This window comes from Actinomadura sp. SCN-SB, from assembly GCF_043906805.1.
In the GTDB taxonomy this organism is placed as follows: domain Bacteria; phylum Actinomycetota; class Actinomycetes; order Streptosporangiales; family Streptosporangiaceae; genus Spirillospora.
Window position 1 is genome coordinate 133,895 of the sequence record NZ_JBIMPP010000006.1, and the last position, 25,940, is coordinate 159,834.

General features: G+C 72.4%; 20 protein-coding genes and 1 pseudogene. 15 read left to right on the plus strand and 6 right to left on the minus strand.

What is annotated here, in order from left to right; translation table 11 throughout:
- The first annotated feature begins 72 nt into the window (after positions 1 to 72).
- The 8 genes and pseudogenes from ACGWYJ_RS06055 to ACGWYJ_RS06090 form a co-directional block, all read left to right on the plus strand.
- Entirely contained in the window at positions 73 to 372 is a 300-nt protein-coding gene (locus tag ACGWYJ_RS06055; protein ID WP_395104568.1) for a hypothetical protein, read from the plus strand.
- A 247-nt stretch (positions 373 to 619) separates the two neighbouring features.
- On the plus strand, positions 620 to 1,486 hold the full coding sequence (locus tag ACGWYJ_RS06060) for an SDR family NAD(P)-dependent oxidoreductase (RefSeq protein WP_395104569.1): 867 nt from the start codon (positions 620 to 622) through the stop codon (positions 1,484 to 1,486).
- Positions 1,483 to 2,280, plus strand: coding sequence for an EI24 domain-containing protein (locus tag ACGWYJ_RS06065; RefSeq protein WP_395104570.1), 798 nt, complete (start codon positions 1,483 to 1,485; stop codon positions 2,278 to 2,280). Before ACGWYJ_RS06060 ends, ACGWYJ_RS06065 begins: the two co-directional genes overlap by 4 nt.
- 86 nt (positions 2,281 to 2,366) lie before the next feature.
- A complete protein-coding gene (locus ACGWYJ_RS06070; RefSeq protein ID WP_395104571.1) occupies positions 2,367 to 3,539 on the plus strand; it encodes a hypothetical protein in 1,173 nt (390 codons plus the stop codon).
- 24 nt (positions 3,540 to 3,563) lie between these two features.
- Positions 3,564 to 5,267, plus strand: a complete 1,704-nt coding sequence (locus ACGWYJ_RS06075; protein WP_395104572.1) for a hypothetical protein — start codon at positions 3,564 to 3,566, stop codon at positions 5,265 to 5,267.
- Entirely contained in the window at positions 5,267 to 5,398 is a 132-nt protein-coding gene (locus ACGWYJ_RS06080) for a hypothetical protein (RefSeq protein ID WP_395104573.1), read from the plus strand. The genes ACGWYJ_RS06075 and ACGWYJ_RS06080 overlap by 1 nt, the downstream gene beginning before the upstream one ends.
- Before the next feature lie 43 nt (positions 5,399 to 5,441).
- Complete coding sequence (locus ACGWYJ_RS06085) at positions 5,442 to 6,686, plus strand: glycosyltransferase family 4 protein (RefSeq protein ID WP_395104574.1); 1,245 nt, start codon at positions 5,442 to 5,444, stop codon at positions 6,684 to 6,686.
- A gap of 33 nt (positions 6,687 to 6,719) precedes the next feature.
- Positions 6,720 to 8,768 (plus strand): annotated as a pseudogene (locus ACGWYJ_RS06090) (alpha-(1->3)-arabinofuranosyltransferase family protein); the annotation flags it as partial.
- Positions 8,769 to 10,806: 2,038 nt separating this feature from the next.
- On the opposite strand, the gene ACGWYJ_RS06095 reads toward ACGWYJ_RS06090, so the two are convergent.
- The 3 genes from ACGWYJ_RS06095 to ACGWYJ_RS06105 all read right to left on the minus strand — a co-directional run bounded on the left by ACGWYJ_RS06095 (position 10,807) and on the right by ACGWYJ_RS06105 (position 14,548).
- Positions 10,807 to 12,144 (minus strand): acyltransferase family protein, encoded by a 1,338-nt coding sequence (locus ACGWYJ_RS06095; RefSeq protein ID WP_395104575.1) that lies wholly within the window; start codon positions 12,142 to 12,144, stop codon positions 10,807 to 10,809.
- Entirely contained in the window at positions 12,137 to 12,922 is a 786-nt protein-coding gene (locus ACGWYJ_RS06100) for a methyltransferase domain-containing protein (protein WP_395104576.1), read from the minus strand. The genes ACGWYJ_RS06095 and ACGWYJ_RS06100 overlap by 8 nt, the downstream gene beginning before the upstream one ends.
- A gap of 75 nt (positions 12,923 to 12,997) precedes the next feature.
- Entirely contained in the window at positions 12,998 to 14,548 is a 1,551-nt protein-coding gene (locus ACGWYJ_RS06105) for an MFS transporter (protein WP_395104577.1), read from the minus strand.
- An 84-nt stretch (positions 14,549 to 14,632) separates the two neighbouring features.
- On the opposite strand from ACGWYJ_RS06105, the gene ACGWYJ_RS06110 reads away from it, so the two are divergent.
- Together ACGWYJ_RS06110 and ACGWYJ_RS06115 are read left to right on the plus strand one after the other, a co-directional pair.
- The gene (locus ACGWYJ_RS06110) at positions 14,633 to 15,649 is read left to right on the plus strand and encodes a DUF3068 domain-containing protein (RefSeq protein ID WP_395104578.1); all 1,017 of its coding nucleotides are present in this window, start codon (positions 14,633 to 14,635) and stop codon (positions 15,647 to 15,649) included.
- A 96-nt stretch (positions 15,650 to 15,745) separates the two neighbouring features.
- Positions 15,746 to 16,858 (plus strand): NAD(P)H-dependent flavin oxidoreductase, encoded by a 1,113-nt coding sequence (locus tag ACGWYJ_RS06115; RefSeq protein WP_395104579.1) that lies wholly within the window; start codon positions 15,746 to 15,748, stop codon positions 16,856 to 16,858.
- A 48-nt stretch (positions 16,859 to 16,906) separates the two neighbouring features.
- Here ACGWYJ_RS06115 and ACGWYJ_RS06120 read toward each other — a convergent pair whose 3' ends face one another.
- On the minus strand, positions 16,907 to 17,719 hold the full coding sequence (locus tag ACGWYJ_RS06120) for a crotonase/enoyl-CoA hydratase family protein (protein ID WP_395104580.1): 813 nt from the start codon (positions 17,717 to 17,719) through the stop codon (positions 16,907 to 16,909).
- Between the two features lie 167 nt (positions 17,720 to 17,886).
- On the opposite strand from ACGWYJ_RS06120, the gene ACGWYJ_RS06125 reads away from it, so the two are divergent.
- The 5 genes from ACGWYJ_RS06125 to ACGWYJ_RS06145 are packed head-to-tail and all read left to right on the plus strand — an operon-like array spanning position 17,887 to position 24,205.
- Entirely contained in the window at positions 17,887 to 19,452 is a 1,566-nt protein-coding gene (locus tag ACGWYJ_RS06125; RefSeq protein WP_395104581.1) for an acyl-CoA synthetase, read from the plus strand.
- Entirely contained in the window at positions 19,442 to 20,374 is a 933-nt protein-coding gene (locus tag ACGWYJ_RS06130) for a Zn-ribbon domain-containing OB-fold protein (RefSeq protein WP_395104582.1), read from the plus strand. The genes ACGWYJ_RS06125 and ACGWYJ_RS06130 overlap by 11 nt, the downstream gene beginning before the upstream one ends.
- Positions 20,374 to 21,414, plus strand: a complete 1,041-nt coding sequence (locus tag ACGWYJ_RS06135) for a thiolase domain-containing protein (RefSeq protein ID WP_395104583.1) — start codon at positions 20,374 to 20,376, stop codon at positions 21,412 to 21,414. Before ACGWYJ_RS06130 ends, ACGWYJ_RS06135 begins: the two co-directional genes overlap by 1 nt.
- A complete protein-coding gene (locus ACGWYJ_RS06140; RefSeq protein ID WP_395104584.1) occupies positions 21,414 to 22,571 on the plus strand; it encodes a thiolase domain-containing protein in 1,158 nt (385 codons plus the stop codon). The genes ACGWYJ_RS06135 and ACGWYJ_RS06140 overlap by 1 nt, the downstream gene beginning before the upstream one ends.
- Before the next feature lie 44 nt (positions 22,572 to 22,615).
- Positions 22,616 to 24,205, plus strand: coding sequence for an acyl-CoA synthetase (locus ACGWYJ_RS06145; RefSeq protein ID WP_395104585.1), 1,590 nt, complete (start codon positions 22,616 to 22,618; stop codon positions 24,203 to 24,205).
- Here the strand turns inward: ACGWYJ_RS06145 and ACGWYJ_RS06150 are convergent.
- Both ACGWYJ_RS06150 and ACGWYJ_RS06155 read right to left on the minus strand, forming a co-directional pair.
- On the minus strand, positions 24,192 to 25,382 hold the full coding sequence (locus ACGWYJ_RS06150; protein WP_395104586.1) for a lipid-transfer protein: 1,191 nt from the start codon (positions 25,380 to 25,382) through the stop codon (positions 24,192 to 24,194). The genes ACGWYJ_RS06145 and ACGWYJ_RS06150 overlap by 14 nt on opposite strands.
- Before the next feature lie 22 nt (positions 25,383 to 25,404).
- Positions 25,405 to 25,860: a Zn-ribbon domain-containing OB-fold protein gene (locus ACGWYJ_RS06155; protein ID WP_285700491.1), complete on the minus strand. Its 456-nt coding sequence runs from the start codon at positions 25,858 to 25,860 to the stop codon at positions 25,405 to 25,407.
- Positions 25,861 to 25,940 lie beyond the last annotated feature (80 nt).

Consider the following 25,940-nt stretch of genomic DNA (forward strand, 5'->3'; position numbering starts at 1 on the left):
CAATGTCGATCCACCGGCATGCGTCAACGGCGGTTGCCGGTATCGGCGTCACGACCACACGAGGGGGAACCAATGCAATTCCAGCGATTCGCCGCCGCGAGCGCGCTCACCATGGCGGTCGGAGGCGTTCTGCTCGGCGCCGCGCCCGCGATGGCCGCCGAGGGGCACCCGAAGCCTCCGAACCAGACCATCAAGGCCAACAAGAAGTACGACAACGACAAGTTCACGAACGTGTCGAAGCAGTACTGCATCGGGGTCTGGGCCCCGGTGATCATCGACTCGCGGGTCGACGACACCAACAACACCATCAACTGCGTCCACCGTCCCGTTCAGGAGAACGAGGGCGACGAGCCCGAGATCGGGGCCGGCTGACGCTCCTGACCCGATGAGAAGGGCCGGCGCCCGGCGCGCCGGCCCTTTCCTCTGGGCGCTTAAGCGCCGGACTCTCGCGGTGCGCGATCGACTCGGTCAGCGTCCGGGCCGCCAAAGGGGGGACCTGACGGGCCCGAATCCCGTCGACCGCGGCAAGCCCGGGTCGAGGTGGTGCGCGCCGGGGTGGGCCGTGTGCCTTCGGCCCGAGGTCTTCCGTAACGTGGGGTGCGCGCGGGAGGGTGAAGGCATGCAGAAGATCGCCGTCGTGACCGGGGCCAGTTCGGGAATCGGGAAGGAGATCGCCCGAGAGCTGGCCCGGCGCGGCTACCGGCTCGGTCTCGTCTGCAGGAATCCGGTGCGGGCGCGGGCCGCGGTGGAGGACATCGTGGCGAGCACGCCGGGGGCCGAGGTCGAGCCGTTCGAGGCGGACCTGTCGGTGCTCGCCGACGTGCGGAGGGCCGCCGACCGGCTCCGCGAGCGGTACGAGTGGATCGACGTCCTGGTCAACAACGCGGGCGTCCACCATCTGCGGGCGAAGGTGAGCGCGGACGGCTACGACCGCATGATCGCGACCAACCATCTGGGCCCGTTCCTGCTGACCAACCTGCTGCTGGAGCGGCTGACGCAGGCGACGCCCTCGCGCGTGGTGGTCGTGACCTCCGAGATGCACCGCAGGGCGGGTCGCCTGGACGTGGAGCGGTTCGCCGAGCCGGGGACGTACGGCGCGCTGGGCTCCATGCGGGTCTACGCGCGGTCCAAGCTGCTCAACATCCTGTTCGCCGAGGAATTGGCGGAGCGGGTCAAGGGCGTGGCCGTGAACGCGGTCTGCCCCGGCCTGGTGGCGACGAGCCTGGGACGGGACGCCCCAGGGGTGGAGCGCATGATGCGGGTGATGGCGCGCACGCCGCTCGTCCGGACCCCGTCGCAGGGGGCGCGGACGCCGGTGAGGCTGGCGGTCGAGGAGCGGTTCGAGTCGGGGCGGTTCCATCCGTCGATGGCGGGGGCGCGGCTGCTGCCGGTGGTGGGCGCACGGAAGGACCCGGGAGTGCGCGCGGCGGTCTGGGCGCGTTCGGCCGTTCTTGTCGGCTTGGGGAGCGATAGCTTGGCCTCGTGAGGCAAGCGCTCAGGGACTTCTTCGACGGTGCCGGATACCTCGCCCGCGGCCTCGGCTGGGTCGCGGCGCGGCCCGCGCAGTGGCTGTTCGGGCTGATCCCCGCGCTGATCGTGCTGGCGCTGTACGGGACGGCGCTCGGCGTGCTGGCCTGGCACCTGGACGATGTCGCGGGCTGGCTGACCCCGTTCGCCGACGACTGGTCGGACGGCGTGCGGAAGGCGACCAGGGTGGTGGCGGGCGTCGCGGTGTTCGGGGCGTCGCTCTTCCTGGCGGTGCTCACGTTCACCGCGCTGACGCTGCTGGTCGGCGACCCGTTCTACGAGAGCATCTCGGTGAAGGTGGAGGAGTCGCGGGGCGGCGCGCCGCCGGAGCCGGACGTGCCGCTGCTGACGGGGATCCGGCGTGCCGTCACGGACGCGGTGCTGCTGGGCCTGGTGGCGCTGTGCTTCGCCGTCACGTTCTTCGTCTGCGGTTTCATCCCGCTGATCGGGCAGACCGTGGTCCCGGTGGCCGCGGCGTTCGTGTCGGGGTACTTCCTGGCGGGCGAGCTCACCTCCGTCGCTCTGGAGCGGCGCGGGGTGCTGCGCCGGGAGAGGTTCGCGTTGATGAAACGGAACCGTCCCCTCGTCCTGGGAATGGGCGTCGCGACGGTCGTGGTGTTCCTCATACCGCTGGGCGCCGTGCTGGCCATGCCGGGTGCGGTGGCGGGCGGGACGCTGCTCGTCCGCGAACGGCTCGGGGACGAGTCCGCGCAGCTCACAGCGGTCGACGAGGACACTCAGGTGGCCCGTTGAGCCGGGCGGCGGCCGTCGGCAAGCTGTTCCCGGACCGTGATGGCCGACGCCGTCCGGATGAGTGATCTTGCCGTAACGTGGCCCGCATGTCCGATGAGGGGGAGCGTGCGGGGCGCGGGACCGACATGAGCGACAACCCCGCCGATCACGAGGAGAGCGTCCGGGTGACCGTGCCCGAGGTGGAGAAGTCCGAGTCCGGAGGACGATCCGATGCCTCCGCGGCCGCGGAGGACGTGAAGGTCGCGCCCATGGGCGAGGCCCCCGCGGCGGAGGGGTCCGGTCCCGGGCCCGAGCCCTGGCAGCCCGAAACGGGGCAGCGGCAGTTCGACGACTCGCTGTTCGACGGCGACGGCGACCCGCAGTACGCCGGCGTGACGCCCACGGGTCCGTCGGCGCCGCCGAAGCCGGGCAAGCCGAGCAGCGGCAACTGGCAGATGCCGGAGTGGATGGCCGACGAGCACGCGGCGGACGCCAAGCTCGGCCGCTCCTCGGGCGACTCCTTCGACGAGGGCGGCGGCCGTGGCCGGGTCGCCCTGCTGGCCGGGGTCGGCGTGCTGGTGCTGGCCCTTCTGGCGGCGGGCGCGGTGTACCTGCTCCAGCAGCGCGGCGGCGACGGCGGCGGCGAGAAGCAGGGCGCCTCGGGACAGACCGCGAGCGCGGGCGAGCCGCAGGAGCCGCAGGTCGAGCTGCCGCCGGACAAGCCGCTGCGGCGGTTCCCCGGGCGGCCCAGCAGGCTCGTCGGCATGGTGACCGACCCGATGTCGGGGCTCGCCTACCCGCGGCTGGCGGCGCCGTGGCAGCTGCCGACCAAGGCGAACAAGCTCGGCACGTCCGGCTGGTCCGGGCAGCAGGTGCTGGTGACGGAGCGGTCCGGCGGCGGGCTCTGGTACGGGCAGCTGCTCGTCGGCAGGCTGAACCCGGGCCTGCAGAGCTCCTACACCGGGCCGGAGAGCGTGCAGTCCGTCGCGGTGCTGGCGGCCAAGAACATCGAGGCGCAGTACTACGGCTTCCCCCACAAGTCGGCGCCGCTCGCCTCGCAGGCGCTGACCGTGGACGGGCGCAAGGGCTGGCTGGTCGCGTCGTACCTGACCTACAAGCGGGCGGGCGTCCGGGCCACCGGTGAGGTGGTGGCGACGCTGGTGGTCGACAACGGACGCCCGGTGCCCGCGGTGGTGTTCGCGTCCGTGCCCAACACCCACCGCACGATGTGGCCCGACATCAACCAGTTCTTCGCCAGGCTGCGCATCGTCGCCTCCTGACCCGACCGAGGGCCTCGATGCCTGATGGACGGCCGGACGCGGCACCTCGCCGCCGCCCTCGCCGGGCTGGGGCTCGGGCTGGCGGCGCTGGGGCCGGGGCTCGCGCCCGGGTTCGTGCTGTCCTACGACATGGTGTTCGTCCCCGATCCGGCGTTCACGCCGATGACGTTCGGGCTGACCGGGTCGGTGCCGCGCCAGGTGCCCAGCGACGCCGTCGCGACCGCCCTGGGCACGGTGGTGCCCGCGTGGGTCGCGCAACGGCTGCTGCTGCTCGCGGTGTTCGTGATGGCGTGTACGGCGGCGGCGTCGCTGGTGCCGTCCGGGCGGCTGGTGCCGAGGCTGGTCGCGGGTGTCTGCTACGCGTGGAACCCGTTCGTCGCCGAGCGTCTGCTCCTGGGGCAGTGGGCTCTGCTTTTGGGGTACGCGGCGCTGCCCTGGGTGGTGGCCGCCGCGTCGCGCGCGGATGAACACGGCGGTGGCCGCCGTCTGGTCCGCGCCCTGATCCCGGCGGCCATCGGAGGGTACGGGGCGCTCACCGTCTCCGGCCTCGCCGCGCTGACCGTGGCGGTGACCCGGGGACGGCGGGCGGGGGTCGCCAAGGTGCCCGCCGCCCTCGCCGTGCTGAGCCTGCCGTGGCTGGTGCCCGGACTGTTGCGTCCTGGGGGAGTGCCCGGGGAGGGGGTGGCGGTCGAGGCGTTCGCCGCCCGCGCGGACACCCCGTTCGGAACGCTGGGCAGCCTGCTCCTCCTGGGCGGTGTGTGGAACGGCGAGACGGTCCCCGTCGGCTACGGGACGCCGGTGACCGCCGCACTCTGGGGAGCGGTGGTGCTGAGCGCGTTGTTCGCGTACGGGGTCTACGGCCGGCGTAGCGAACGCATGGCGCCGTGGTGGCGTGGGGCGGCGATCGCGGCGGCGGTAGGGTTCGCCGCGGCCTCCCTGGGCGCGGTCGTGCCCTCGCTGCTCGAAGGGGCGATCGACCTCTGGTCGGGGTTCGCGGCGTTCCGCGACGGCCAGCAGTTCGTCGCGCCCCTGGCGGTCGTGGTCGCGGTGGGCTTGGCCCTGGCGGCGGACAAGGTGCTCGACGTCGGGCATTCGGCGGTCGCCTATGGGGCCCTGCTCGCGCCCCTCGTCCTGTTGCCGTCCCTGGCATGGGGGGCCGGTGGCCAGTTGCGGTCCGTGGACTACCCGGGCGACTGGGCGCGGGCGCGGGAGATCATCGACGCCGATCCGGTCGCAGGGGATGTCCTCGTCCTCCCCTGGGCCTACTACCGCGGCTACCCCTGGAACCATGGCCGCCGCGTCCTGGACCCGCTGCCCCGCTACCTGCACCGCCGGGTGATCGTGAACGACGCGCTCCGCGTGGGCGGCACCACCGTCCCGTCCGAGGACCCCAAGGCCCGGAGACTGGACGGGGCGATCAGGTCGGGGGCGCCACTGACCGCGACCCTGCGCGAGGCGGGCGTGCGGTACGTGGCTGTGGACGTCCGGGACCCGGCGGCGGACCCCGGCCCGCGGCGGCTGCCGGGTGCCGGCACGGTCCTGCGGGGGGACGATCTGCTGCTGTACCGGATCACGAGATCGGATGTGGTCCCGGACAACGGACCGCCTGTGGCCGCCGTGACGGTCGCCTGGATTGTCATGAGTGGCGCGATTTTCTGGTCAATTGTGATGCGAGCCACTAATGTGTCGGCATTACTGGGCAGTATCCCCCGTCGAAGGGACCCCTGATGCGCATCGCCATCGCAGCCTTGGTCGGTGTCCTGCTCGCCACCGCGGCATCGTTCAGCGTGGTCCAACTGGCGAGCAGCGCGCAGCAGGACCAGGTCTCCGAGCCCCTCTACAACTACGGCAACCGCTGACCTGGAACCCGAGGTCGCGTCCCCCGTGGGCACCCCACGCGGCATGAACGGGATCCGGCTGGCGGTCGTGAACTGGCGCGATCTCTGGCATCCGGCCGCGGGAGGTGCGGAGCGGTACGCGTGGGAGGTGGCGAGGCGGCTCGCGGCGAGCGGCGCCCAGGTCACGTACGTGACGTCCCGCGGGCGCGGGCAGCGCCGCCGCGACCGCGTGGACGGCGTCGAGTTCGTCAGGCTCGGCGGCCGTTTCACCGTGTACCCGCTGGTGTTCCTCTGGATGGCCGGCCGCCGCGTCCTGCGCCGCCGGTCGTTCGACGCGGTCATCGACTGCCAGAACGGCATCCCCTTCTTCACGCCCTGGGCCCTTCCGAGGCGTGCCGCCGTCTTCTGCCTGATCCACCATGTGCACGACGAGCAGTTCGGGCTGTACTTCCCGCGCTGGATGGCCTGGATCGGCCGGGTCGTGGAGGGGCCGGTGAGCCGCCTGGTCTACCGGCGGCACACGCTGGTGTGCGTCTCCCCATCCACCCTCAGGGCCGTCCGGGAACGGCTGGGCCGGACGGGGGTGGCCCACATCGTCCCCAACGGCACGACGGTCGCCCGCCCGTCGGAGCAGGTCCAGACCCCGCCCGGCGACCCGGAACTGGTGTGCGTCACCCGGCTGGTGGCGCACAAGCGGGTGGAACGCCTGCTCGGCATGGCCGAACATCTGCTGGACCTGCATCCCGGGTTACGGCTGAACGTGATCGGCGACGGTCCCGAGCGCCCCGCCCTGGACGCGGAGGTCGCCCGCCGCGGGCTCGGGGGCGTCGTCGTCTTCCACGGCTTCGTGCCCGAGGAGGACAAGGCCGCGCTGGTCGCCCGCGCCGACCTGCACCTCAGCCCGTCCCAGTACGAGGGGTGGGGGCTGAGCGTCATCGAGGCCGCGGCCCTGGGGGTCCCGACCGTCGCCTACAACGTGGACGGGTTGCGCGACGCCATCCGCGACGGCACGACCGGCTGGCTCGCCGCCGACGACCCGGACTGCCCCGGCGAGCTGGCGGAGGTCACCGCGCGCGCCCTCAAGGAGCTGGCGGACCCGGAACGGCGACGGGTGATCGCGTCCGCGTGCCGGGACTGGGCGGGCCTGTTCGACTGGACGCGCACGGCGGCGGAATGGTCCCGCCTGATCACGGCGGCGGTGGCGGCGGTCGCGCCGGCGCCGGACGGCGCGGTGGCCGTTCCGGGATACGGTGACGCCGGGCCGCGGAGGGTGGAGGAAGCCGTGCGCGACGGCGACGTCCCCCGCTGATGCCGCCCACCAGGGGAAGGAGCCCGCGCGAGAATGGCCGTCGGACAGGCTGAGCCCGATGCCGGGACCGGGGCCGTGGCCGACGTCGATCCGCGGCTGCGCGACCGGCTGCGGACGGTCGTGTGCTGCCTGGCGCTGAGCGCGCTGGCGTTCTCCACCCGTCCCGGCGCGATCCTGGCCGACACCAAGATTGACATGGCGCTGAACCCGTTGGGATTCCTGGGCCGCGCCGTGCATCCCTGGGACCACGAGCAGTTCGGGCAGTTGCAGAACCAGGCGGTCGGCTACCTGTTCCCGATGGGCCCGTTCTACGCGCTCGGCGACCTGCTGGACGTGCCCGCCTGGATCACCCAGCGGTTCTGGTTCGCGCTGCTGATGTGCGCGGCGTTCCTGGGCGTCCGGCTGCTGGCGATGCGGCTGGGCGTCGGCGGCCCCCAGACCCGGTTGGTCGGCGCGGCGGCGTACGCGCTGGCGCCCAACGCGCTGGCGACGATGGGACAGCTGTCCTCGGAGTACCTGCCGGTCGCGATGCTGCCGTGGATGCTCGTCCCTCTGGTCACGGCCGTCGAGAGCGGCGACGGCCGGATACGGGCGGCGGCCCGGTCGGGCATCGCGGTCGCCTGCTGTAGCGGGATCAACGCCAGCGCGACCGTCGCGGTGCTGGTCGTCCCCTTCCTCTACCTGCTGACACGGCCGCGCGGGACGCGGGGACGGGCGCGGCTGCTGGCGTGGTGGTCGGCCGCGGTGGCGGTGGCGACCTCCTGGTGGATCGTGCCCCTCCTGCTGACCGGCACGTACGGGTACAACTGGCTCGCCTACACCGAGCGCGCGGTGACCATCACGGGGCCGACGGGCCTCGTCAACGTGCTGCGCGGCGCGGAGCGCTGGGTCAACTACCTCGTCGTGGACGGGCTGGTGTGGTGGCCGCTCGGGCACGCCCTGTCGCTGGAAACGCTCCCGATGCTCTGCACCGCGGTCGTGGCGGGGATCGGCCTGGCGGGGCTGGTGCACCGGGCCCTGCCCGAACGCACGTTCCTCCTGCTCTCGCTGTTGTGCGGGGTGGCCATCATCTCGGCCGGCCATATCAGCGACGTGCCGGGGCCGCTGGCCCCGCAGATGCGGGACCTGCTGGACGGGGCGCTCGCCCCCTTCCGCAACCTGTTCAAGTTCGACGCGCTGGTGCGGTTGCCGCTGGCGCTGGGGCTCGCGCACCTGCTCACCGTGGCAGCGCGCAAGCGCGGCGTGGCCCTGGGATGGCCCAGGACCGTCCGGGCGCTGCTGAGCGCGCCCGTGGCCGCGATGGTGGCGCTCGGCGGGATCGGCGTCACCGCCGTCGCGCACGGCCTGGCGGTGCCGGGCGAGTTCACCCAGGTGCCCCGCTACTGGAAGGACGCCGCGACCTGGCTGAACGCCCGCGCAGGGCAGCAGGCGGTGCTCGCGATCCCCGGGGCGCCCTTCGGCGAGTACCTGTGGGGACGTCCCATGGACGACCTGGTCCAGCCCATGCTGACCGCGCGCTGGGGGGTGCGGCAGCTCGTCCCGCTGGGCTCGCCCGGGTACACGCGCGCCCTGGACGCGATCGAGCAGCAGGTCAGGGCCGGGAGAAGCTCGCCTGGTCTGGCCGAGTTCCTGGCACGCATGGGCGTCCGCTATGTCCTCGTCCGCAATGACATCCGCAGGGAGAGGCTGCGCGGAGGATGGCCCGCGCGGATCCACCAGGCTTTGGACTCCTCCCCCGGGCTCAGCAAGGTCGCCGCCTTCGGCGAGCCCTTCGGCGGGGACTGGGTCGACGACGCGGTCTCGGCGGTGAACCAGAAGTACCAGCCGGTGGAGGTGTACGAGGTCGAGGGCGCGGGGCCGATCGCCGGGCTCGCGCACGCCGACGACCCCGTCCGGGTGTACGGCGGGCCGGAGTCGCTGCTGGCGATGGCCGACGGCGGGGTGCTGCCGCGACGGCCCGTCCTGCTGAACGACGACGCCCCCGAACTCGGCGGCGCACCCGTGGTGACCGACTCCTCGCGCTTGGCGCGCCGCTCGTACGGAGAGCTGCATCTGTGGTCCCAGACGCTCACGGAGGCGGACCGTCCGCGCGCCACCGACATCCTCGCGGAGGGCTGGGAACGCTACGCCACCACGGTGACCTATGGCGGCGGCATCCGTAACGTGGTCGCGTCCTCGTCGGCGGGGGGAGACGACGCGATTCCCAACTCCCGCAAGCCCGATGCCGTGCCCTTCGCGGCATTGGACGGCAACGAGTTCACCGCGTGGGAGACCGGTGGATGGCTCGGCCCCACGGGACAGTGGCTCAGGGTCGACTTCGACCGTCCGCGCTTCGTCCCTTGGCTCACGGCGCAGTTCGGCACCCAGCCCAAGGTCGGCCCGCCCGTCACCCGTGTCGCCGTGGAGACCGAACGCGGGGTCGTCGAGCAGCCCGTCCGGGCCGTCACCGACCCGCAGCCGCTGCGGTCCCCGGCCGGCGCGACGCGCTGGGTACGGATCCGCATCACCGCCGTAGCCGCGTCCCGCGCGGACAGCGCGCTCTCCCGGGCCGCGATCGCGGAGCTGGTGATCGGGGGCGTCAAGCCGACCCGTACCTACACGCTTCCCGCGCCGAAGGCCGGAACCGCGGGCGCCTCCTACGTCATGAGCCGGGCCCCGGGCACGGCGGCGGACTGCATGAAGGGCGCACAGCGCTGGGTCTGCTCGGACACGCTCGGCACACGCGACGAGGAGAACAACGGCTTCGACCGCACCTTCACGGCCACCACGGCGGGCCGCGCCGAGCTGTCGGGCACGGCCGTGCTGACCGACCCCAAGCTGATCGCGCGCTACACCGAGGTCCGCGGGGCGACCAGCGTCGCCGCGTCCTCCGCGAACGTCTCCCATCCCGCCGCCCAGGCCAGGTCCGCCTTCGACGGCGACAAGGGCACCGTCTGGGTCGCCGCGCCGGACGACCTCGAACCCACGCTGGCCGTGCGGTGGCGGCGGCCGGTCACGCTCTCCAGGCTCACCCTGACCCGTCCGCCGGGCGCGGGCGGTCCCGTCGAGGTGCTGGTCGAGGGCGCCCGCGGCCAGGCGCGCGAGGTGGTGACGGACGCGGACGGGCGGATGTCCTTCGCCCCGATGGTCACCGACCGGCTCAGGCTGCGGTTCCGTCCCCGTAACAGGCTGAACCCGATCCAGGTCGGCGAGCTGGAGGTGCCGGGTGTGCGCCCGGTCCCGGACATCCGGACCTTCCCGTTCCAGCTGAACTGCGGCTTCGGCCCCCAGGTGCGCGTCGGCTCGGCCATGGTGCCCACCGTCGCCACCGGAACCATGGGCGACCTGCTGGAGGGTCGTCCCCTCACCTTCCGGGCCTGCCGCAGCGTCTCCCTCGCGGCGGGCGCCAACAGGCTGTCCTCCGGGCCGTTCGACCCCTTCCGCATCGAGACGGCCGTGCTGGAGGGGCCGTCCACGTTCTCCTCGGTGTCCGCGGCGGACGAGCTGCGGCCCGCCCAGGTGCTGCGATGGGGCGCGGGCGAGCGCGCGCTCCGGGTGGACGCCTCGCGCCGCTCCTTCCTGGTGGTGAACGAGAACTTCAACACCGGGTGGGAGGCGCGCGTCGGCGGTAAGGAACTGCGGCCGGTCCGCCTGGACGGCTGGAAGCAGGGCTGGGTCGTCCCGGCCGGAACCACCGGGACCGTTGAACTCACCTACCGTCCCGACATCGCGCAGCGCGCCACGGTCGCCATCGGGCTCGGCCTGGTCCTGCTGCTGTTCCTCGTGGCCGTCCGGCCATGGCGTCCGGGACGGGCGCGGGCACGGCCCCCCGTGTCGGCGGGCATCGGCACCTCCGCGGGCTTGCCGGGCTGGGCCGTGGCCCCGCTGGCGGCGGGCCTGGGCGGCTGGGTCGCCGGGGTGCCCGGCCTCGCCGTCGCGCTGGGAACGGTGCTGGTGTACGGCTGGGCCCGGAGGCGGGAGACGTGGGCGCGGCGGCCGCTGGCCTCCCCGTGGGTGCCCGCCGTGCTGCTGGTGGCCGGTACGGGCTGCCTGGCCACCGGCTACGAGCTGCGGCTGCTGGACAACCCGCTCTCGCCCTCCGGCCACCTTGGCGACATCGTGCCCCAGTTGCTCGGCGTGGTCATCCTGGCTCGGGTCTCGGCGGCGCTGTGGCGTCCGCATCGGGCCGGTGGGGGAGATCCGGGAGCGTCGATCGAGCTGCGCTGGGCACGGCCGCCGGTGGACCGCCCGCGTCCGGCGCCTTCCGTACCTTCCCAGCCTTCCGCCGGGAACGGCCGAGGAGCTGAGCCGGACGCTCCACCGCGTAGTGGCTCACGGTCGCGACTGCGATGGTCGCCGCGAGGATCAGAGGAAGATCGGTCAGCATATTCCCCCGGAACAAACGGCCGGTCCACTCGTACCAGCCGACGATGACGAACATCTGCCACAGGAACACGCTGTAGGAGATCCGGCCGAGAAAGCGCATCACCGGGTTGCCGAGGATCGCGCCCAGCTCGGCATGCCCCGCGTGCGCCATGGCCACGGGCGCGACGAGCAAGGCCGCGCACAGGCCGTTCAGGACGATGTTCATCAGGGCGGTCCAGAACACGTCCAGCGTCACCAGGTCCAGCGGGCCGGTGACCGGGGTGGAGGCCATCACGTACACCAGCGCGGCGCCGGTCCAGCAGGCGCCCCAGGACGCGGCGACGGTCCGGCACAGCCGCGCGACCCGGCCCTCCGGTTCCAGCCGTGCCCAGATGGTGAGCACCGCCAGCGCCATCCCGATCCCGAACCAGCCGAGGAGATGCGGCAGCCACAGCCCGATCCGCGGGTTCACCACGGGGAAGAACATGTAGACCACATAGAGGAGCGAGATGCCCGAGTAGGCGGCGATGCCGATGAGCAGCCGCCGGGCGCGCTTGCCCACCTCGCTCTCCGGCCCCCTGCGCCTGCCGCGCCGCGCGTACCAGGCCAGCGCCCACGCCGTGGCGGGCAGCGTGACGTACCAGGCGACCTCGACCGAGAGGCTCCAGATCTGACCGAGGTACTTGGGGCCCAGTTGGCTTCCCCACCACGGGTCGGCCAGGTACGTGTGGGTGAGGGTGAGCAGTGACAGCCATGTCCCGGGGTCGGCGATGTGGCTGAGCCCCCCGGTGACCATGAAGCAGATGACCAGCGCCCAATAGGCGGGCAGGATTCGCAGCGCGCGCTTGCGGAAGTACGTGCGCGTGCCCGGATCGCCGCGCCGCGCGTCCAGGACGGCGGCGGCCCACGGCCGGTACAGCAGGAGGCCGGACAGGGTGAAGAAGACGGGGACGCCGATCTGGCCGCCGTTGAAGAGCCACCCCGCGGTGCCGGGTTTGTAGAGGACCCCGGACGCGCTGGACACGTGGTAGATGAGCACCGACAGGGCGGCGATGGCCCGTATCCCGTCGAGCGAGTCCTGATGCCCGGAGATCTGGGGCAGGCGGTCACGCATCTCGTGCGTCCGGTCGCTTGCGCAGGACGAGGACCAGGTTCCATGTGGCGATCTCCCGCAGCCCTGGGATGCGCACGACGCCTTCGGCCCAGCGCGGGTGGTACCGCGGGATCGCGTCCAGCACCTCCACCTCGCGGCAGGACTTGGCCCATGCCAGCGCGTCGCCCACGGAGACGGCGTAGAGGCCGTCGCCGAAGCGGTTCTTCGGCGGGCGCCCGTGCCTGCGCTCGTACCGGCGGGCGGCGCGATGCCCGCCCAGGTAGTGCCAGGGGGAGGTCTCGTGCCCTCCCCAAGGGGACAGCCAGTTCGTGAAGGAGATGTAGACGATCCCCCCGGGCCGGACCACCCGCACCATCTCCTCGGCCATGCGCCATGGGTCCGGTACGTGTTCGAGGGCGTTGGAGGACAGGCACACATCGGCGGACGAGGTGCGGAAGGGCAGCGCCAGCGCGCTCGCCGCGAGGGTGTTGCGAGGAGGCTCGCCGTGCGCGGTGATCTCGCGGAGGTCGCAGTCGATGGGCGTGCAGCGGGTGCCCGCGTCCTGCAACGCCCGCGCGAGGAAGCCCGCGCCCGCGCCCACATCGATGACCGTGGCGCCGTCCAGATCGGTGTAGGCGGAGAGTTGCTCGACCGTGTCCCGCGCGAGCAGGGTGTAGAAGAAGACGGGGTCGGTCTGTTCCTTGCGGAAGGCCCTCAGCAGGGTGATGGAGCGGGCCAGCGTCGCCTTGTGCCGCGGCGCCGGATCGTCCAGGCGGAGGGTGGGAAGGGCCGTCGGCATGGGCATACCTCGCGGGACTGACGCGCGTCGTGCGCTCCGCTCGGGGCGAGCCGGGCGCGATGGGTGGGCCGGATATTACCGATGTGTACCTATAAGTCGATAGTCTTCGTCGCTGCCCGGTTCACTGTCCGGTTTGCCGTGCCGGCCCGGGGCCGGCGTGCACGGGTCGGCAGGGGCGACGCGGCGCGGTAGCAGCGGCGCCAGCAGCGCGGCCAGGGCGAAGGCGCCGGCGCTGAGCAGCAGGGCGCGGGCACCCCAGGCCGCGTACTCCGGGGCCGGCGCGGACGGCGGCGCGAGCCCGGACGCCCCGCCGAAGAAGACCACTCCCGCCAGCGCCACGCCCATCGCGTTGCCGAGCTGGATCACCGAGTTGAGCACGCCCGAGGCCGCCCCGGCGTCCGCCGCGGGCAGCTCGCCGAGCACCAGGTTGGACAGGATGGGGATGGTCAGCCCCATGCCGATCCCGGCGCCGATCATCCACGGCACCAGGTCACGGGGGGTGAGCGCGGCGCCGTTCGCGTCCCACGACCAGGCCAGCCCGACGGTGCCCGCCGCCATGATCGGCGTCCCGAGCGTGACCAGCGCGCGTGCCCTCGGCGGGCCGAACCGGTTGGTGAGCTGCGCGGTGCAGGCGATGCCCGCGGGCCAGGCCAGTCCGGTCAGCGCGACCTTCAGCGGCGACCAGCCGAGCCCGAACTGCAGCGTCCAGGTCAGCACGATGAAGTAGCCCGACACCCCGCAGAACAGCACGAACAGCAGCGCCAGCCCGGCCGTGTAGGACCGGATGCGGAACAGCGACGGCGGGACCAGGACGGCCAGCCCCCGGCGCGCCCGGTGCCGCTGGAGGCGGGCGAAGGCGTACAGGACGGGCACCGCCGCGGCCATCGACACCACCGTCCAGGCGGGCCAGCCCAGTTCCCGTCCCTGGACGAGGGGATAGGCCAGCAGCAGCGAGCCCAGCGTGACCAGCAGCGTGCCCGGGACGTCCAGCCGCGGCGGCCGGTCGGCGCGGGACTCGCGCATCCAGCGCCAGGCGCCCGCCAGCGCGATCGCGCCCACCGGCAGGTTGACCAGGAAGATCAGCCGCCAGCCGAGGGGCAGGTCGCCGCTGAGCAGCAGCCCGCCCAGCACCGGCCCGCCCGCCTGTCCCGCGCCCAGCACGATCCCGTACAGGGAGAGCGCCAGCGTGCGCTGCGGCCCGGCGCGGAACTCCGTCGCGATGATCGACATGACCTGCGGCACCATCACGCCGCCGCACGCGCCCTGCGCCACCCGCGCCGCGATCAGCAGGCCCGGGGACGGCGCCGCCGCGGCGAGGGCGGAGGCCACGGTGAACCCGGTCACCCCGAGCATGAAGACCCGGCGCCGCCCGTGCACGTCGCCCAGCCGGCCGCCGGCCACCAGCAGCAGCGCGAACGCCAGGGCGTACCCGGCGGTGAACCACTGCCCGGCGGCGTACGAGGCGCCGAGCTCGGTCTGGATCTCGCGCAGCGCCACCCCGACGATCGTCACGTCCACCAGGTCCATGAAGGTCGCCAGCAGCACCGCCAGCAGCGCCGGCCACTGATGGCGCCGATGGCGTCCCTGGTGACGGCTGGCCCGCCGGGACCGGACGGCAAAGGGCACGGCAACCCTTTCGGGGTGAGATAGGCGGAAAGCCGGTCCTGTAGGGTAACCCGCCGAATCAGCGGCTTCGCGGAGGTCTTCGACATGCGGCGACCGGTCGGCTTGATCATGGTCTGCCTGGGCGCGTTCTGCCTCACCCTCGCCCCGCTGGTCAGGTTCTACGTGGCCGAGCAGGTGGTGAAGGCGCCGCTGAACCGGTTCCAGACGACCCGGCTGGAGGCCAGGAACGCCACCTATTTCGACACGGCCATGCTCAAGCCCAGGTCGGGCGCGACGTTGCGGGCGACCAGCGTCGTGCGCGGGGACGTGCGCGCCAACGGCGGGAACGACGACATCGCGGTCTGGGACTCCACGACGGACGTCGTCGACATCGCGAACCCGGACAGGCCACTCCAGGTCTCCGGTTTCCGGATCGCGTTCGACCGGCGCACCTCCCGGTTGGTGCGGTGCTGCGGGGCGAACGTGGACGGCGACACGAGCGTGCGGATGTCGGGGTACGGGCTGCTGTTCCCGATCGCGAACGTGCGGAAGCGCGACTACCCGTTCTTCGACATGACGACCCGGCGGCCGGTCCCGATGCGGTACTCGGGTGAGGAGGAGGTCAGGGGCGTCCGGACCTACCGCTTCGTCCAGCGCGTCCCCGAGACCAGGACCGGCGCGATCGGGGTCAGGCTGCCCGCGCGCATGCTGGGCATGGACCCGCGGCTGCCGGACCAGAAGGTGGACCGGTACTCCGCGGCCACCGTCACGATGTGGGTGGACCCGCGCACCGGGATCCCCGTCCGGCAGCGGCAGGCCATCTCCAGCACCGTGCGGACGCCCGATGGCCGGGGCGGGATGACGATCGCCTCGGCGGACCTGGTCACCATGCCCGAGTCGGAGCGTGCGCTGGTGGACACCGCGAACGACGGCGCGCTGAAGATCGAGGCGGCGCGCTCCTGGGTTCCGATCGGGACCTTCGTCCTCGGCGTGGCGCTGCTCGTGCTGGGCATGGTCGCGGGACCGCTCGGGTCCCGGCGTTCCGCGCGGTCCGGGCCGCCGGCGCCGCGCCGCTCGGACGGCAGGTTCGGCGAGCCCGCCGCGTCCTCGCGATCTGGCTGATACGTGTTCTACCCCGTTATCCAGACCCGGCGAGGTCTCACATCGAGCCGAATAGAACCTGTTGCAGTTTTCCGGGCGGCGGCCTAGGGTCGAGGCGTGCGGACACGAGTCACCGAGCTATTCGGCATCGAGTACCCCCTCTTCGCGTTCAGTCACTGCCGCGATGTCGTCGCCGCGGTGAGCCGCGCCGGCGGCATGGGCGTCCTCGGCGCCCTGTACTTCTCCCCCGAGGAGCTGGAGCTCGAGCTCAAGTGGATCGACGAGCATGTCGGCGGCAGGCCCTACGGCGTGGACGTGGTGATGCCCGCCAAGTACGAGGGCGCCGACCTCGGTGACGCCGAGGAGATGCTCGGCAAGCTGCGCGCCATGATCCCCGAGGAGCACAAGCGGTTCCTGGAGGAGCTGCTGGCCGAGCACGGCGTCGAGCCCTCCACGGGGTCGGCGCAGCGCGCGCTGCTCGGCTGGACCGACCAGACCGCCCGCCCCCAGGTGGAGATCGCGCTCAAGCACCCGATCGCGCTGCTGGCCAGCGCGCTCGGCCCGCCGCCCGCCGACGTGGTCGAGCAGGCGCACGGGCACGGCGTCAAGGTCGCGGGCCTGGCCTCCAACGCCCGCCACGCCCGCAAGCAGGTCGAGGCGGGCGTGGACATCATCGTCGCGCAGGGCACCGAGGCCGGCGGCCACACCGGCGACGTGTCCACGATGGTCCTCGTCCCCGAGGTCGTGGACGCGGTCGGCGAGGACACCATGGTGCTGGCCGCCGGCGGCATCGGCCGCGGCCGCCAGATGGCCGCGGGCCTCGCGCTCGGCGCCGACGGCGTGTGGACGGGCTCCATCTGGCTGACCGTGGACGAGGCCGACACCCCCGAACGCGCGCTGCCCAAGCTGCTCAAGGCGACGTCCCGCGACACCGTCAGGTCCCGCGCCTGGACGGGCAAGCCCGCCCGCTTCCTCAAGACCGCGTGGACGGAGGCGTGGGAGAGCGAAAGGTCACCGGGGACCCTCCCGATGCCGATGCAGTTCATGCTGGTCGCCGACGCCCTGCCGCGGATCGCGCGCTCCGGCGACGGCGAGCTGGTCACCTTCCCGGTCGGCCAGATCGTGGGCTCCATGAACCAGGTCAAGCCCGCCGCCCAGGTCGTCTACGACCTCATCGAGGAGTACGTCGAGGCCATCGAGCGCCTGAACGCCATCACCGAGGCGGAGTAGCTCCCGGGGGGCGCCGCACCGCCTCGGCCGGGCGTGCGCCTTCCCGCCCTACTCGCCCTTGAAGACGGCGGGGCGCTTCTCCTTGAAGGCGCGGGAGCCCTCCTTGGCGTCCTCGGAGCCGATCACCGGCCAGCCGATCTCGTCGGAGACCTTGAGGGCCTCCTCCTCGGGGAGGTGCTCGGTCTCGCGGTAGGTGCGCAGGATGGCCTGCACGGCCAGGGGGCCGCAGGCCGCGATCCGATCGGCCAGCTCGCGCGCGGCGGCCAGGGCCCGGCCGCTGGGGACGATCGTGTTGATCAGGCCCATGGCCAGGGCCTCGGACGGCGTGACCGAGCGGGCGGTCAGCAGGAGGTCCATGGCGTTCGCGTAGCCGATCTGGCGGGGGAGGCGGATGGCCGAGCCGCCCATGGGGAACAGGCCGCGCTTGGCCTCGTACAGGCCCAGGGTCGCGTCCTCGGCGACGACGCGCAGGTCGGTCCCGACGAGCAGCTCGGTGCCCCCCGCCACGGCGTAGCCCTCGATCGCCGAGATCAGCGGCTTGGTCGGGCGCGCGTCGCGCAGCAGCCCCTTCCAGTGGAAGTCGGGGATCTGGGACGCGCGTTCCCGGACCCGGGGATCGGACGAGGGCGTGCCCATGGCCTTGAGGTCCGCGCCCGCGCAGAAGTGGCCTCCGGCGCCGGTGAGGATGCCGACGCGCACCTCGGGCGTCGCGGAGATGTAGGCCCACGCGTCCGCCATCCCGACCAGCATCGCCGTGCTGAGGGCGTTGCGCGCCTCGGGACGGTTCAGCGTCACGACGACGACGTGCCCGTCCCGCTCGACGGTGCAGTGCTCGGTGCTGATGGGCAGCCGTTCGGCCATCGCTCCTCCTCCGGCCCCCTCCGGGTGACGCCCCGGGGGCATGAAAACAAGAACAGATTCTAGTGATCGTGCTCGGCCGCGAACAGGTCTTGCCCGGCAAAACGAGAACGTGATCTACTTTGGGCCCCGGCACCTGCTGGTGCACCGCGAGCGCCGAGGAGACACCCATGGGGTCGTTGGGCTTTTGGCGGCTGGCGCAGGCCGATCCGGAGTGGGTCGCCGCCGTCGACCCGGACGGGACCGAGCACACCGCCGGCGCGCTGCTCTCCCGAGCCAACCGCCTGGTCCACGGGTTGCGCGCGCTGGGCGTGGAGAAGGGGGACGGGATCTGCGGTCTCGTCCCCAACGGGGTGGACGGGCTGGTGCTGTACCTGGCCGCGCTCCAGGCCGGCTGGTACTACACCCCGATCAACTGGCATCTGACCGGGCCCGAGATCGGCTACATCGTGGCCGACTCCGAGGCCAAGGCGTTCTTCGTCCACGACCGGTACGCGGAGGAGGGCGCGCGGGCGGCCGAGGAGTCGGGCATCGACCCCCGCCGCCGCTTCGCGTTCGGCGCGGTCGAGGGCTTCCGCTCGTACGAGGAACTGGTGGACGGCCGGCCGGACACCCTCCCCGAGGACCGCGGCAACGGCGCCACCATGCACTACACGTCCGGGACGACCGGCCGTCCCAAGGGGGTGCGGCGGGCGCTGGCCGGGATCGACCCCGACGACAGCGCCGAGCTGATGAGCTTCCTGCTGACCCTGTTCGGCATCCCGCCGGGGGCGCCCGCCGGGCAATCCCCGCAGGCCCACCTCGTGACCTCGCCGAACTACCACACGGCCGTCACCCAGTTCGGCGGTACGGCGCTGCACATGGGCCACACCCTCGTCTACATGGACCGGTGGGACGCCGAGGACTGCCTCCGCGCCATCGAGAAGTACTCCATCACCAACACGCACATGGTGCCGACCCACTTCAAACGGCTGGTGTCGCTCCCTGAGGAGACGCGCAGGCGGTACGACGTGTCGTCCATGAAGTGGGCGATCCACGCCGCCGCGCCCTGTCCCGTCCCGCTCAAGTGGCAAATGCTCGACTGGTGGGGCGACTGCATCTGGGAGTACTACGCGGCCACCGAGGGCGGCGGGACGATCGCGAGCCCCCAGGACTGGCGGGAGCATCCGGGCACGGTCGGCAAGGCGTGGCCGATCAGCGAGCTGCTCATCGTGGACGAGAACAACGACCCCGTCCCCCCGGGGACGCCCGGCACGATCTACATGAAGATGGCCGGGGTCGAGTTCGAGTACAAGGGCGACCGGGAGAAGACGGAGCGGAACCGGCTCAAGGACTACTTCACGGTCGGCGACATCGGCTACCTGACCGAGGACGGCTTCCTGTTCCTGTCCGACCGCAAGGCCGACATGATCATCTCCGGTGGGGCCAACATCTACCCGGCCGAGATCGAGAACGAGATCGTGATGCATCCCAAGGTCGCGGACGTGGCCGTGTTCGGCATCCCCGACGAGGAGTGGGGCGAGCAGATCAAGGCCGTCGTGGAACCGGCCGCGGGCGCCGAGCCTGGGCCGGACCTGGCCGCCGAGATCCTGTCGTCGCTGGAGGGCCGGCTGGCGAGGATGAAGTGGCCACGGTCGATCGACTTCATCGAGGCGATGCCGCGCGAGCCCAACGGCAAGCTCCTCAAACGCAAGCTGCGCGACCCGTACTGGAAGGACCACGAGCGTGCCATCTGACGCCCTCACCCACGTCCTGGAGTTCCCCGGCGGGTACACCCGCTCGGTGGGGCCCGTGATCGGGCGGTTCCTGAGCGAACTGCGCGACGGCCGCCTGGTCGGGGTGCGGACACGGGACGGGAAGGTGCTGGTCCCGCCCACCGAGTACGACCCGGCCACCGGCGAGGCGGTCACCGGGGAGTTCGTCGAGGTCGGCCCGGCCGGCACCGTCCAGACCTGGTCGTGGGTCGGACGGCCGCTGAGCGGCCACCCGCTGGACCGGCCGTTCGCGTGGGCGCTGGTCCGCCCGGACGGCGCGGACACCGCCCTGCTGCACGCACTCGACCTCGGCGTGTTCGAGGAGGGCGCCAAGCCGCCCCGCTTCCTGAAGACCGGGCTGCGGGTCCGGCCCAAGTGGCGGGCCGAGCGGACGGGGGCGATCGGCGACATCGAGTGCTTCCTGCCCGAGGTCACCATGATCAACGCGCCGGTCCGGGTGGAGTACCGGCTGCGCGCCGGGAGGGCGCAGGAGCGGTTCCTGGAGGGCATCGCCGAGGGCAGGATCCTCGGTCACCGGTGCGGCGTGTGCGGCCAGGTGATCGTGCCGATGAAGGGGATGTGCTCCAAGGACGGCGTGCCGACCACCGAGGAGGTGGAGCTGCCCGACACCGGCACGGTCACCACCTTCGCGGTCAACAACCTGCCCGACCCGCGCGCCCCCGAGGTGCCGTTCGTGTCCGCCTACGTCCTGCTGGACGGCGCGGGCATGCCGATGCTCGCCCTGGTCGCGGGCATCCCGGCGGACCGGGTGCGGATGGGCATGCGGGTGAAGGCGGCCTGGCGTCCCCGCGAGGAGTGGGAGAAGTCCATGGCCAACATCAAGTGGTTCGAGCCCCTCGACGAGCCCGACGTCCCCTTCGAGCAGATCAAGGACCACGTGTGATGACCCGGACGGACATCGCCGTCGTCGCGTTCGCGCAGACCCGGCACACCGCCGAGGACTCCGGGCTGTCGGAGGTCGAGCTGCTGGCGCCGGTGATCACCGAGATCAAGGAGCGGACGGGCCTGACCCGGTTCGGGTTCACCTGCTCCGGTTCCAACGACTACCTGGCGGGGGCGCCGTTTTCGTTCGTGTCCGGACTGGACGCGGTGGGGGCCTGGCCGCCGATCTCCGAGAGCCACGTGGAGATGGACGGGGCCTGGGCCCTGTACGAGGCGTGGGTGAGGCTGCTGCACGGCGACGTCGACACCGCGCTGGTGTACGGGTTCGGCAAGCCCTCGCAGGGCGTGCTGCGCGAGATCATGACGTTGCAGCTCGACCCGTACTACCTGGCGCCGCTCGGCGTCGACCAGGTGTCGCTGGCCGCGTTGCAGGCCCGCGCGTACCTGGAGCGGTCGGGCGCCAAGGAGGACGACCTGCGCGCCGTGGCGGCCAGGTCCCGCGCCGCCGGACGCGGCAACCCGTACGCCCTCGACCTGCCCGAACCGGACGCGGACGAGGACTACGACGTCGCGCCGCTGCGCCCGTACGACATCGCGCCGATCACCGACGGCGCCGCCGCGGTGGTGCTCGCGGCCGGTGACAGGGCGCGCGAGCTGTGCGAACGGCCCGCGTGGATTCGCGGCATCGACCATCGCGGCGAGCCGCACTCGCCGGGCGCCCGCGACCTGTCCCGTTCGGAGGCGGCCCGGCTCGCCGCGGAGAAGGCGGGCGCCGCCGGGATCGAGGTGGCCGAGCTGCACGCGCAGTTCACGCACGAGGAGCTGATCCTGCGGGAGGCGCTGGGGCTCGGCGACGACGTCACGGTCAACCCGTCCGGCGGGGCGCTGTCGGCCAACCCGGTGATGGCCGCCGGGCTGGTCCGCATCGGCGAGGCCGCGTCCCGTATCCACGACGGCTCGGCCACCCGGACGCTCGGTCACGCCTCGGGCGGTCCGTGCCTCCAGCAGAACCTGGTCTGCGTCCTCTCGGGAGGAGACTGATGGGTAACCCGTGCGCGGTCATCGGCGTCGGGCAGACCGCCTACAAGACCAAGCGGCTGGACGTGTCGATGGCCGGGCTGCTGCGGGAGGCGGCGGTACGGGCGCTCGACGACGCCGGTCTGACCTGGGCCGCCATCGACGCGGTCGTGATCGGGAAGGCGCCCGACCTGTTCGAGGGCGTGATGATGCCCGAGGCGTACCTGGCCGACGCGCTGGGCGCCGCCGGCAAGCCGATCATGCGGGTGCACACGGCGGGCTCGGTGGGCGGGTCGACCGCGATCGTGGCGGCGAGCCTGATCCAGGGCGGGGTGCACGACCGGGTGCTGACCGTGGCGTGGGAGAAGCAGTCGGAGTCCAACGCCACCTGGGCGCTGACCGTCGGCTCGCCGTTCTCCACGTCCCTGGTCGTCGGGGCGGGCGGGTACTTCGCGCCGCACATCCGCGCGTACATGCGCCGCTCCGGCGCCCCCGACCACATCGGGATGCTGGTCGCCGTCAAGGACCGGCGGAACGCGCTGAAGAACCCGTACGCGCATCTGAAGATCCCCGGTATCTCCCGCGAGATGGTCGAGTCGACGCCGATGCTGTGGGAGCCGATCCGCTACCTGGAGACGTGCCCGTCCTCCGACGGCGCCTGCGCGATGGTGCTGGCGTCCGGGGACGCGGCGCGCAAGGCCCCGAACAGGCCCGCGTGGGTGCACGGCACCGCGATGCGCTCCGAGCCGATCGCCTTCGCGGGACGCGACACCGTCAGCCCGCGGGCGGGCCAGGACTGCGCGGCGGACGTGTACCGGCAGGCGGGCATCACCGATCCGCGCCGCGAGCTGGACTGCGCCGAGGTGTACGTGCCGTTCTCCTGGTACGAGCCGATGTGGCTGGAGAACCTGGGGTTCTGCGGTGAGGGCGAGGGCTGGAAACTGACCGAGGCGGGCGCGACCGCGCTGGACGGGGACATTCCCTGGAACGCCTCGGGCGGCGTGCTGTCGTCCAACCCGATCGGCGCCTCGGGGATGATCCGGTTCGCCGAGGCGGCGCTCCAGGTGCGCGGGCTCGCCGGGGAGCACCAGGTGGACGGCGCGCGCCGCGCGCTCGGCCACGCCTACGGCGGCGGCTCCCAGTTCTTCGCGATGTGGATCGTCGGCTCGGACCGGCCCTGACGGAAGACCCCGAAACCCACCCCTGATCTCCGGAGGCGATTCCGATGGAGTTCAACCACGCCGATCTCTTCGAGGGAGTCGCCGACGCGGTCGGGGACCGCGTCGCGCTGGTCTGCGGCGACCGGCGGCTCACCTACGCCGAGCTGGACGCGGAGGCCAACCGGCTCGCGCACCACCTGGAATCGGTCGGCGTGGAGCCCGGCCGGCACGTCGCCATGCAGATGTACAACTGTGTCGAGTACGCGATCGCGCTGCTGGCCACGCTGAAGATCCGGGCGGTGCCGATCAACGTCAACTACCGGTACGTCAAGAGCGAGCTGCTGTACCTGTACCGCGACTCCGACAGCGTGGCGCTGCTGTACGACGCCGAGTTCGACGAGCGGGTGGCGGAGACCGTGCCCGAGGTGCCGGGCCTGCGCCACTACATCGTGGTGGGCGGTGAGTCGTCGATCCCCGGCGCGGTCACCTACGAGGAGGCCCTGGCGGGGCAGCCGGACACCCGGGGCTTCGGGCCGCGGTCCGAGGACGACACCTACATCATCTACACCGGCGGGACCACCGGCATGCCCAAGGGCGTGATGTGGACCCTGAAGAACCTGCTGTTCGGCTTCTGGAACCCGGCGCTGCCTCGGCCCGGCGTCCCGCAGGACGTGGTGGACAACGCGCGCGACTCGGGTCCGCTCGTGATGATGGCCGCCGCGCCGCTGATGCACGGCGCGGCCCAGCTCGGCACGTGGATCGGCTGGTTCATCGGCGCGACCCTCGTGTACGTGCGCAGGTTCGACGCCGCCGAGGTGTGGCGCGCCGTGGAACGCGAGAAGGTCAACTCGATGACCATCACCGGCGACGCGATGGCGATCCCGATGGTGGAGGAGCTGGAGCGGGGCGGCTCCTACGACCTGTCCTCGCTGATCACGCTGGCCTCGACCGGCGCCATCCTCACCGGCACGGTCCGCGACCGCCTGGCGGCGGCGCTGCCGAACGTCATCATCATGGACCGGTTCGGCTCCACCGAGTCGGGCTCCACGGCCGAGGCCGTGGCCGGGTCCACGCCGGAGAAGGGCCTGCGCTTCGCGCCCGACGTCGAGGACGTGGCCGTGCTGGACGACGCGTTGCAGCCGGTCAAGCCGGGCTCGGGGGTCATCGGCCAGGTCGCCCGCACGGGTTACATCGCCAGCGGCTACTACAACGACCCGGAGAAGACGGCCAAGACGTTCCCCGTGGCGGCGGACGGGGTGCGCTGGCTGCTCACCGGCGACATCGCCACGGTCGACGAGGACGGCAGCATCGCGGTGTACGGGCGCGGCTCGCAGGCCATCAACACCGGGGGCGAGAAGGTCTTCCCCGAGGAGGTCGAGGCCGTCCTGAAGGGCCATCCGTCGGTGTTCGACGCCGTCGTGACGGGCATCCCCGACGAGCGCTTCGGTCACCGCGTGGCCGCCGTCGTCCAGCCGCACGGCGACATCCCGTCCACCGAGGACCTGGACGCCCACTGCCGCGAGCACCTGTCCGGCTACAAGGTCCCGCGCAGCTACGCGTTCGTGGAGGAAATGCAACGCTCCCCAGCCGGCAAGGCCGACTACCGCTGGGCCAAGCGGGTGGCCCAGGAGGCCGCCTCCTCTACCGGACGGTGACGATGGCGGAGCCGTGGCCGAAGAGGCCCTGGTTTACGGCTATGCCGGTGCGGGCGTTCTCGACTTGGCGGCCTTCGGCCTGGCCGCGGAGTTGCCAGGTCAGCTCGCAGACCTGCGCGATCGCCTGGGCGGGTATCGCCTCGCCGAACGAGGCGAGCCCGCCCGAGGGGTTCACCGGGATGCGCCCGCCCAGGGCGGTGTCGCCGGAGCGCAGCAGGTCTTCCGCGCCGCCCGGCTCGCACAGCCCGATGTCCTCGTACCAGTCCAGTTCGAGGGCGGTGGACAGGTCGTACACCTCGGCGAGGGACAGGTCGTCGGGGCCGAGGCCCGCCTCCTCGTAGGCGGCCCGTGCGATGGCGGAGCGGAACGGCACGTCGGGCGGTTCCACCGCCATGGCCGAGTCGGTCGCGAAATCCGGCAGGTCGAGGACGGTCTTGGGGAAGGTCGGGGTGACCGTCGAGAGTCCGGCGACCCGGACCGGATTCCGGACGCCGCGGGCACGCGCGAACTCCATGGACGACAGCACCAGCGCGGCTCCGCCGTCGCTGGTGGCGCAGATGTCCAGGAGCCGCAGCGGGTCGGCCACGACCGCGGACTCGCGCACGTCCTCAAGGGTCACTTCCTTGCGGTAGCGCGCGTTGGGGTTGGCCATGCCGTGCCTGGCGTTCTTGACCTTCACGGCCGCGAAGTCGTCCAGCGTGGCCCCGTACATGGCCATGCGGCGCCGCGCGTACAGGGCGAAGTAGATCGGGTTGGTGGCGCCGAGCAGGCGGAACCGCAGCCAGTCGGGGTCATTGGGACGGTCGCCGCCGACGGGTTTGAAGAAGCCCTTGGGCGCCGCGTCCGCGCCCACTACCAGGGCGACGTCGCACAGCCCGGCGAGGATCTGCGCGCGCGCCGCGTTGATCGCCTGCGCTCCGGACGCGCAGGCCGCGTAGCTGCTGGAGATCCGGGCGCCCGACCAGCCCAGCGCCTGCGCGAACGTGGCGCCGGCGATGAACCCCGGGTACCCGTTGCGGATGGTGTCGGCGCCCGCCACGTACTGGATCTCGGGCCAGGACAGCCCGGCGTCCGCCAGCGCCGCCCGTGCCGCGGCGAGCCCGTACTCGACGAAGTCGCGCCCCCACTTGCCCCACGGATGCATCCCGGCGCCCAGGACGGCGATGTCAGTGCTCATTCGGCTCGCTCCGCTCGCCGGGTCATTTCACGGGCCTCCACATCCAGACGGTGTACTCGGCGTCGTCGTCCTCGTAGAGCGTGCCCTCGGTCAGCTCGACCTCCATGCCCACCTCAAGGTCGGCGACGCCCACCTCCGGGACGACCTGGCCGAGGACCACCATCCGTTCGGTTTCGAGCTCGACGGCCGCCACCGCGTAGGGGCGGAACGGCTCGGCCGCGACGTACGGGGGCGGTGGCTTGTAGCGGGCGTCGGCGTAGGACCAGACGCGGCCCCGGTTGGAGAAGGCGTAGTCCTCCAGTTCCGAGCCGTCCTTGGGGCCCGTGCAGCCGGGGTTGCGGCAGGCGAGGTCGTTGCGGGGGAAGTACGGCGTGCCGCAGGACGTGCATCGTGTCCCCAGGAGCCGGACGCCCTCTCCGCCGGACCCGGTGGAGAACCAGCCGTCCACCGCGGGCCGCCGTTCCTTGATCGTGCTCAATCGCCACCTCCGGGACCGCGCCGCCGACGTCCGCAGCATACCAACCAAGCGCACGTTCAAATCAAGACAGGTCCGGACAT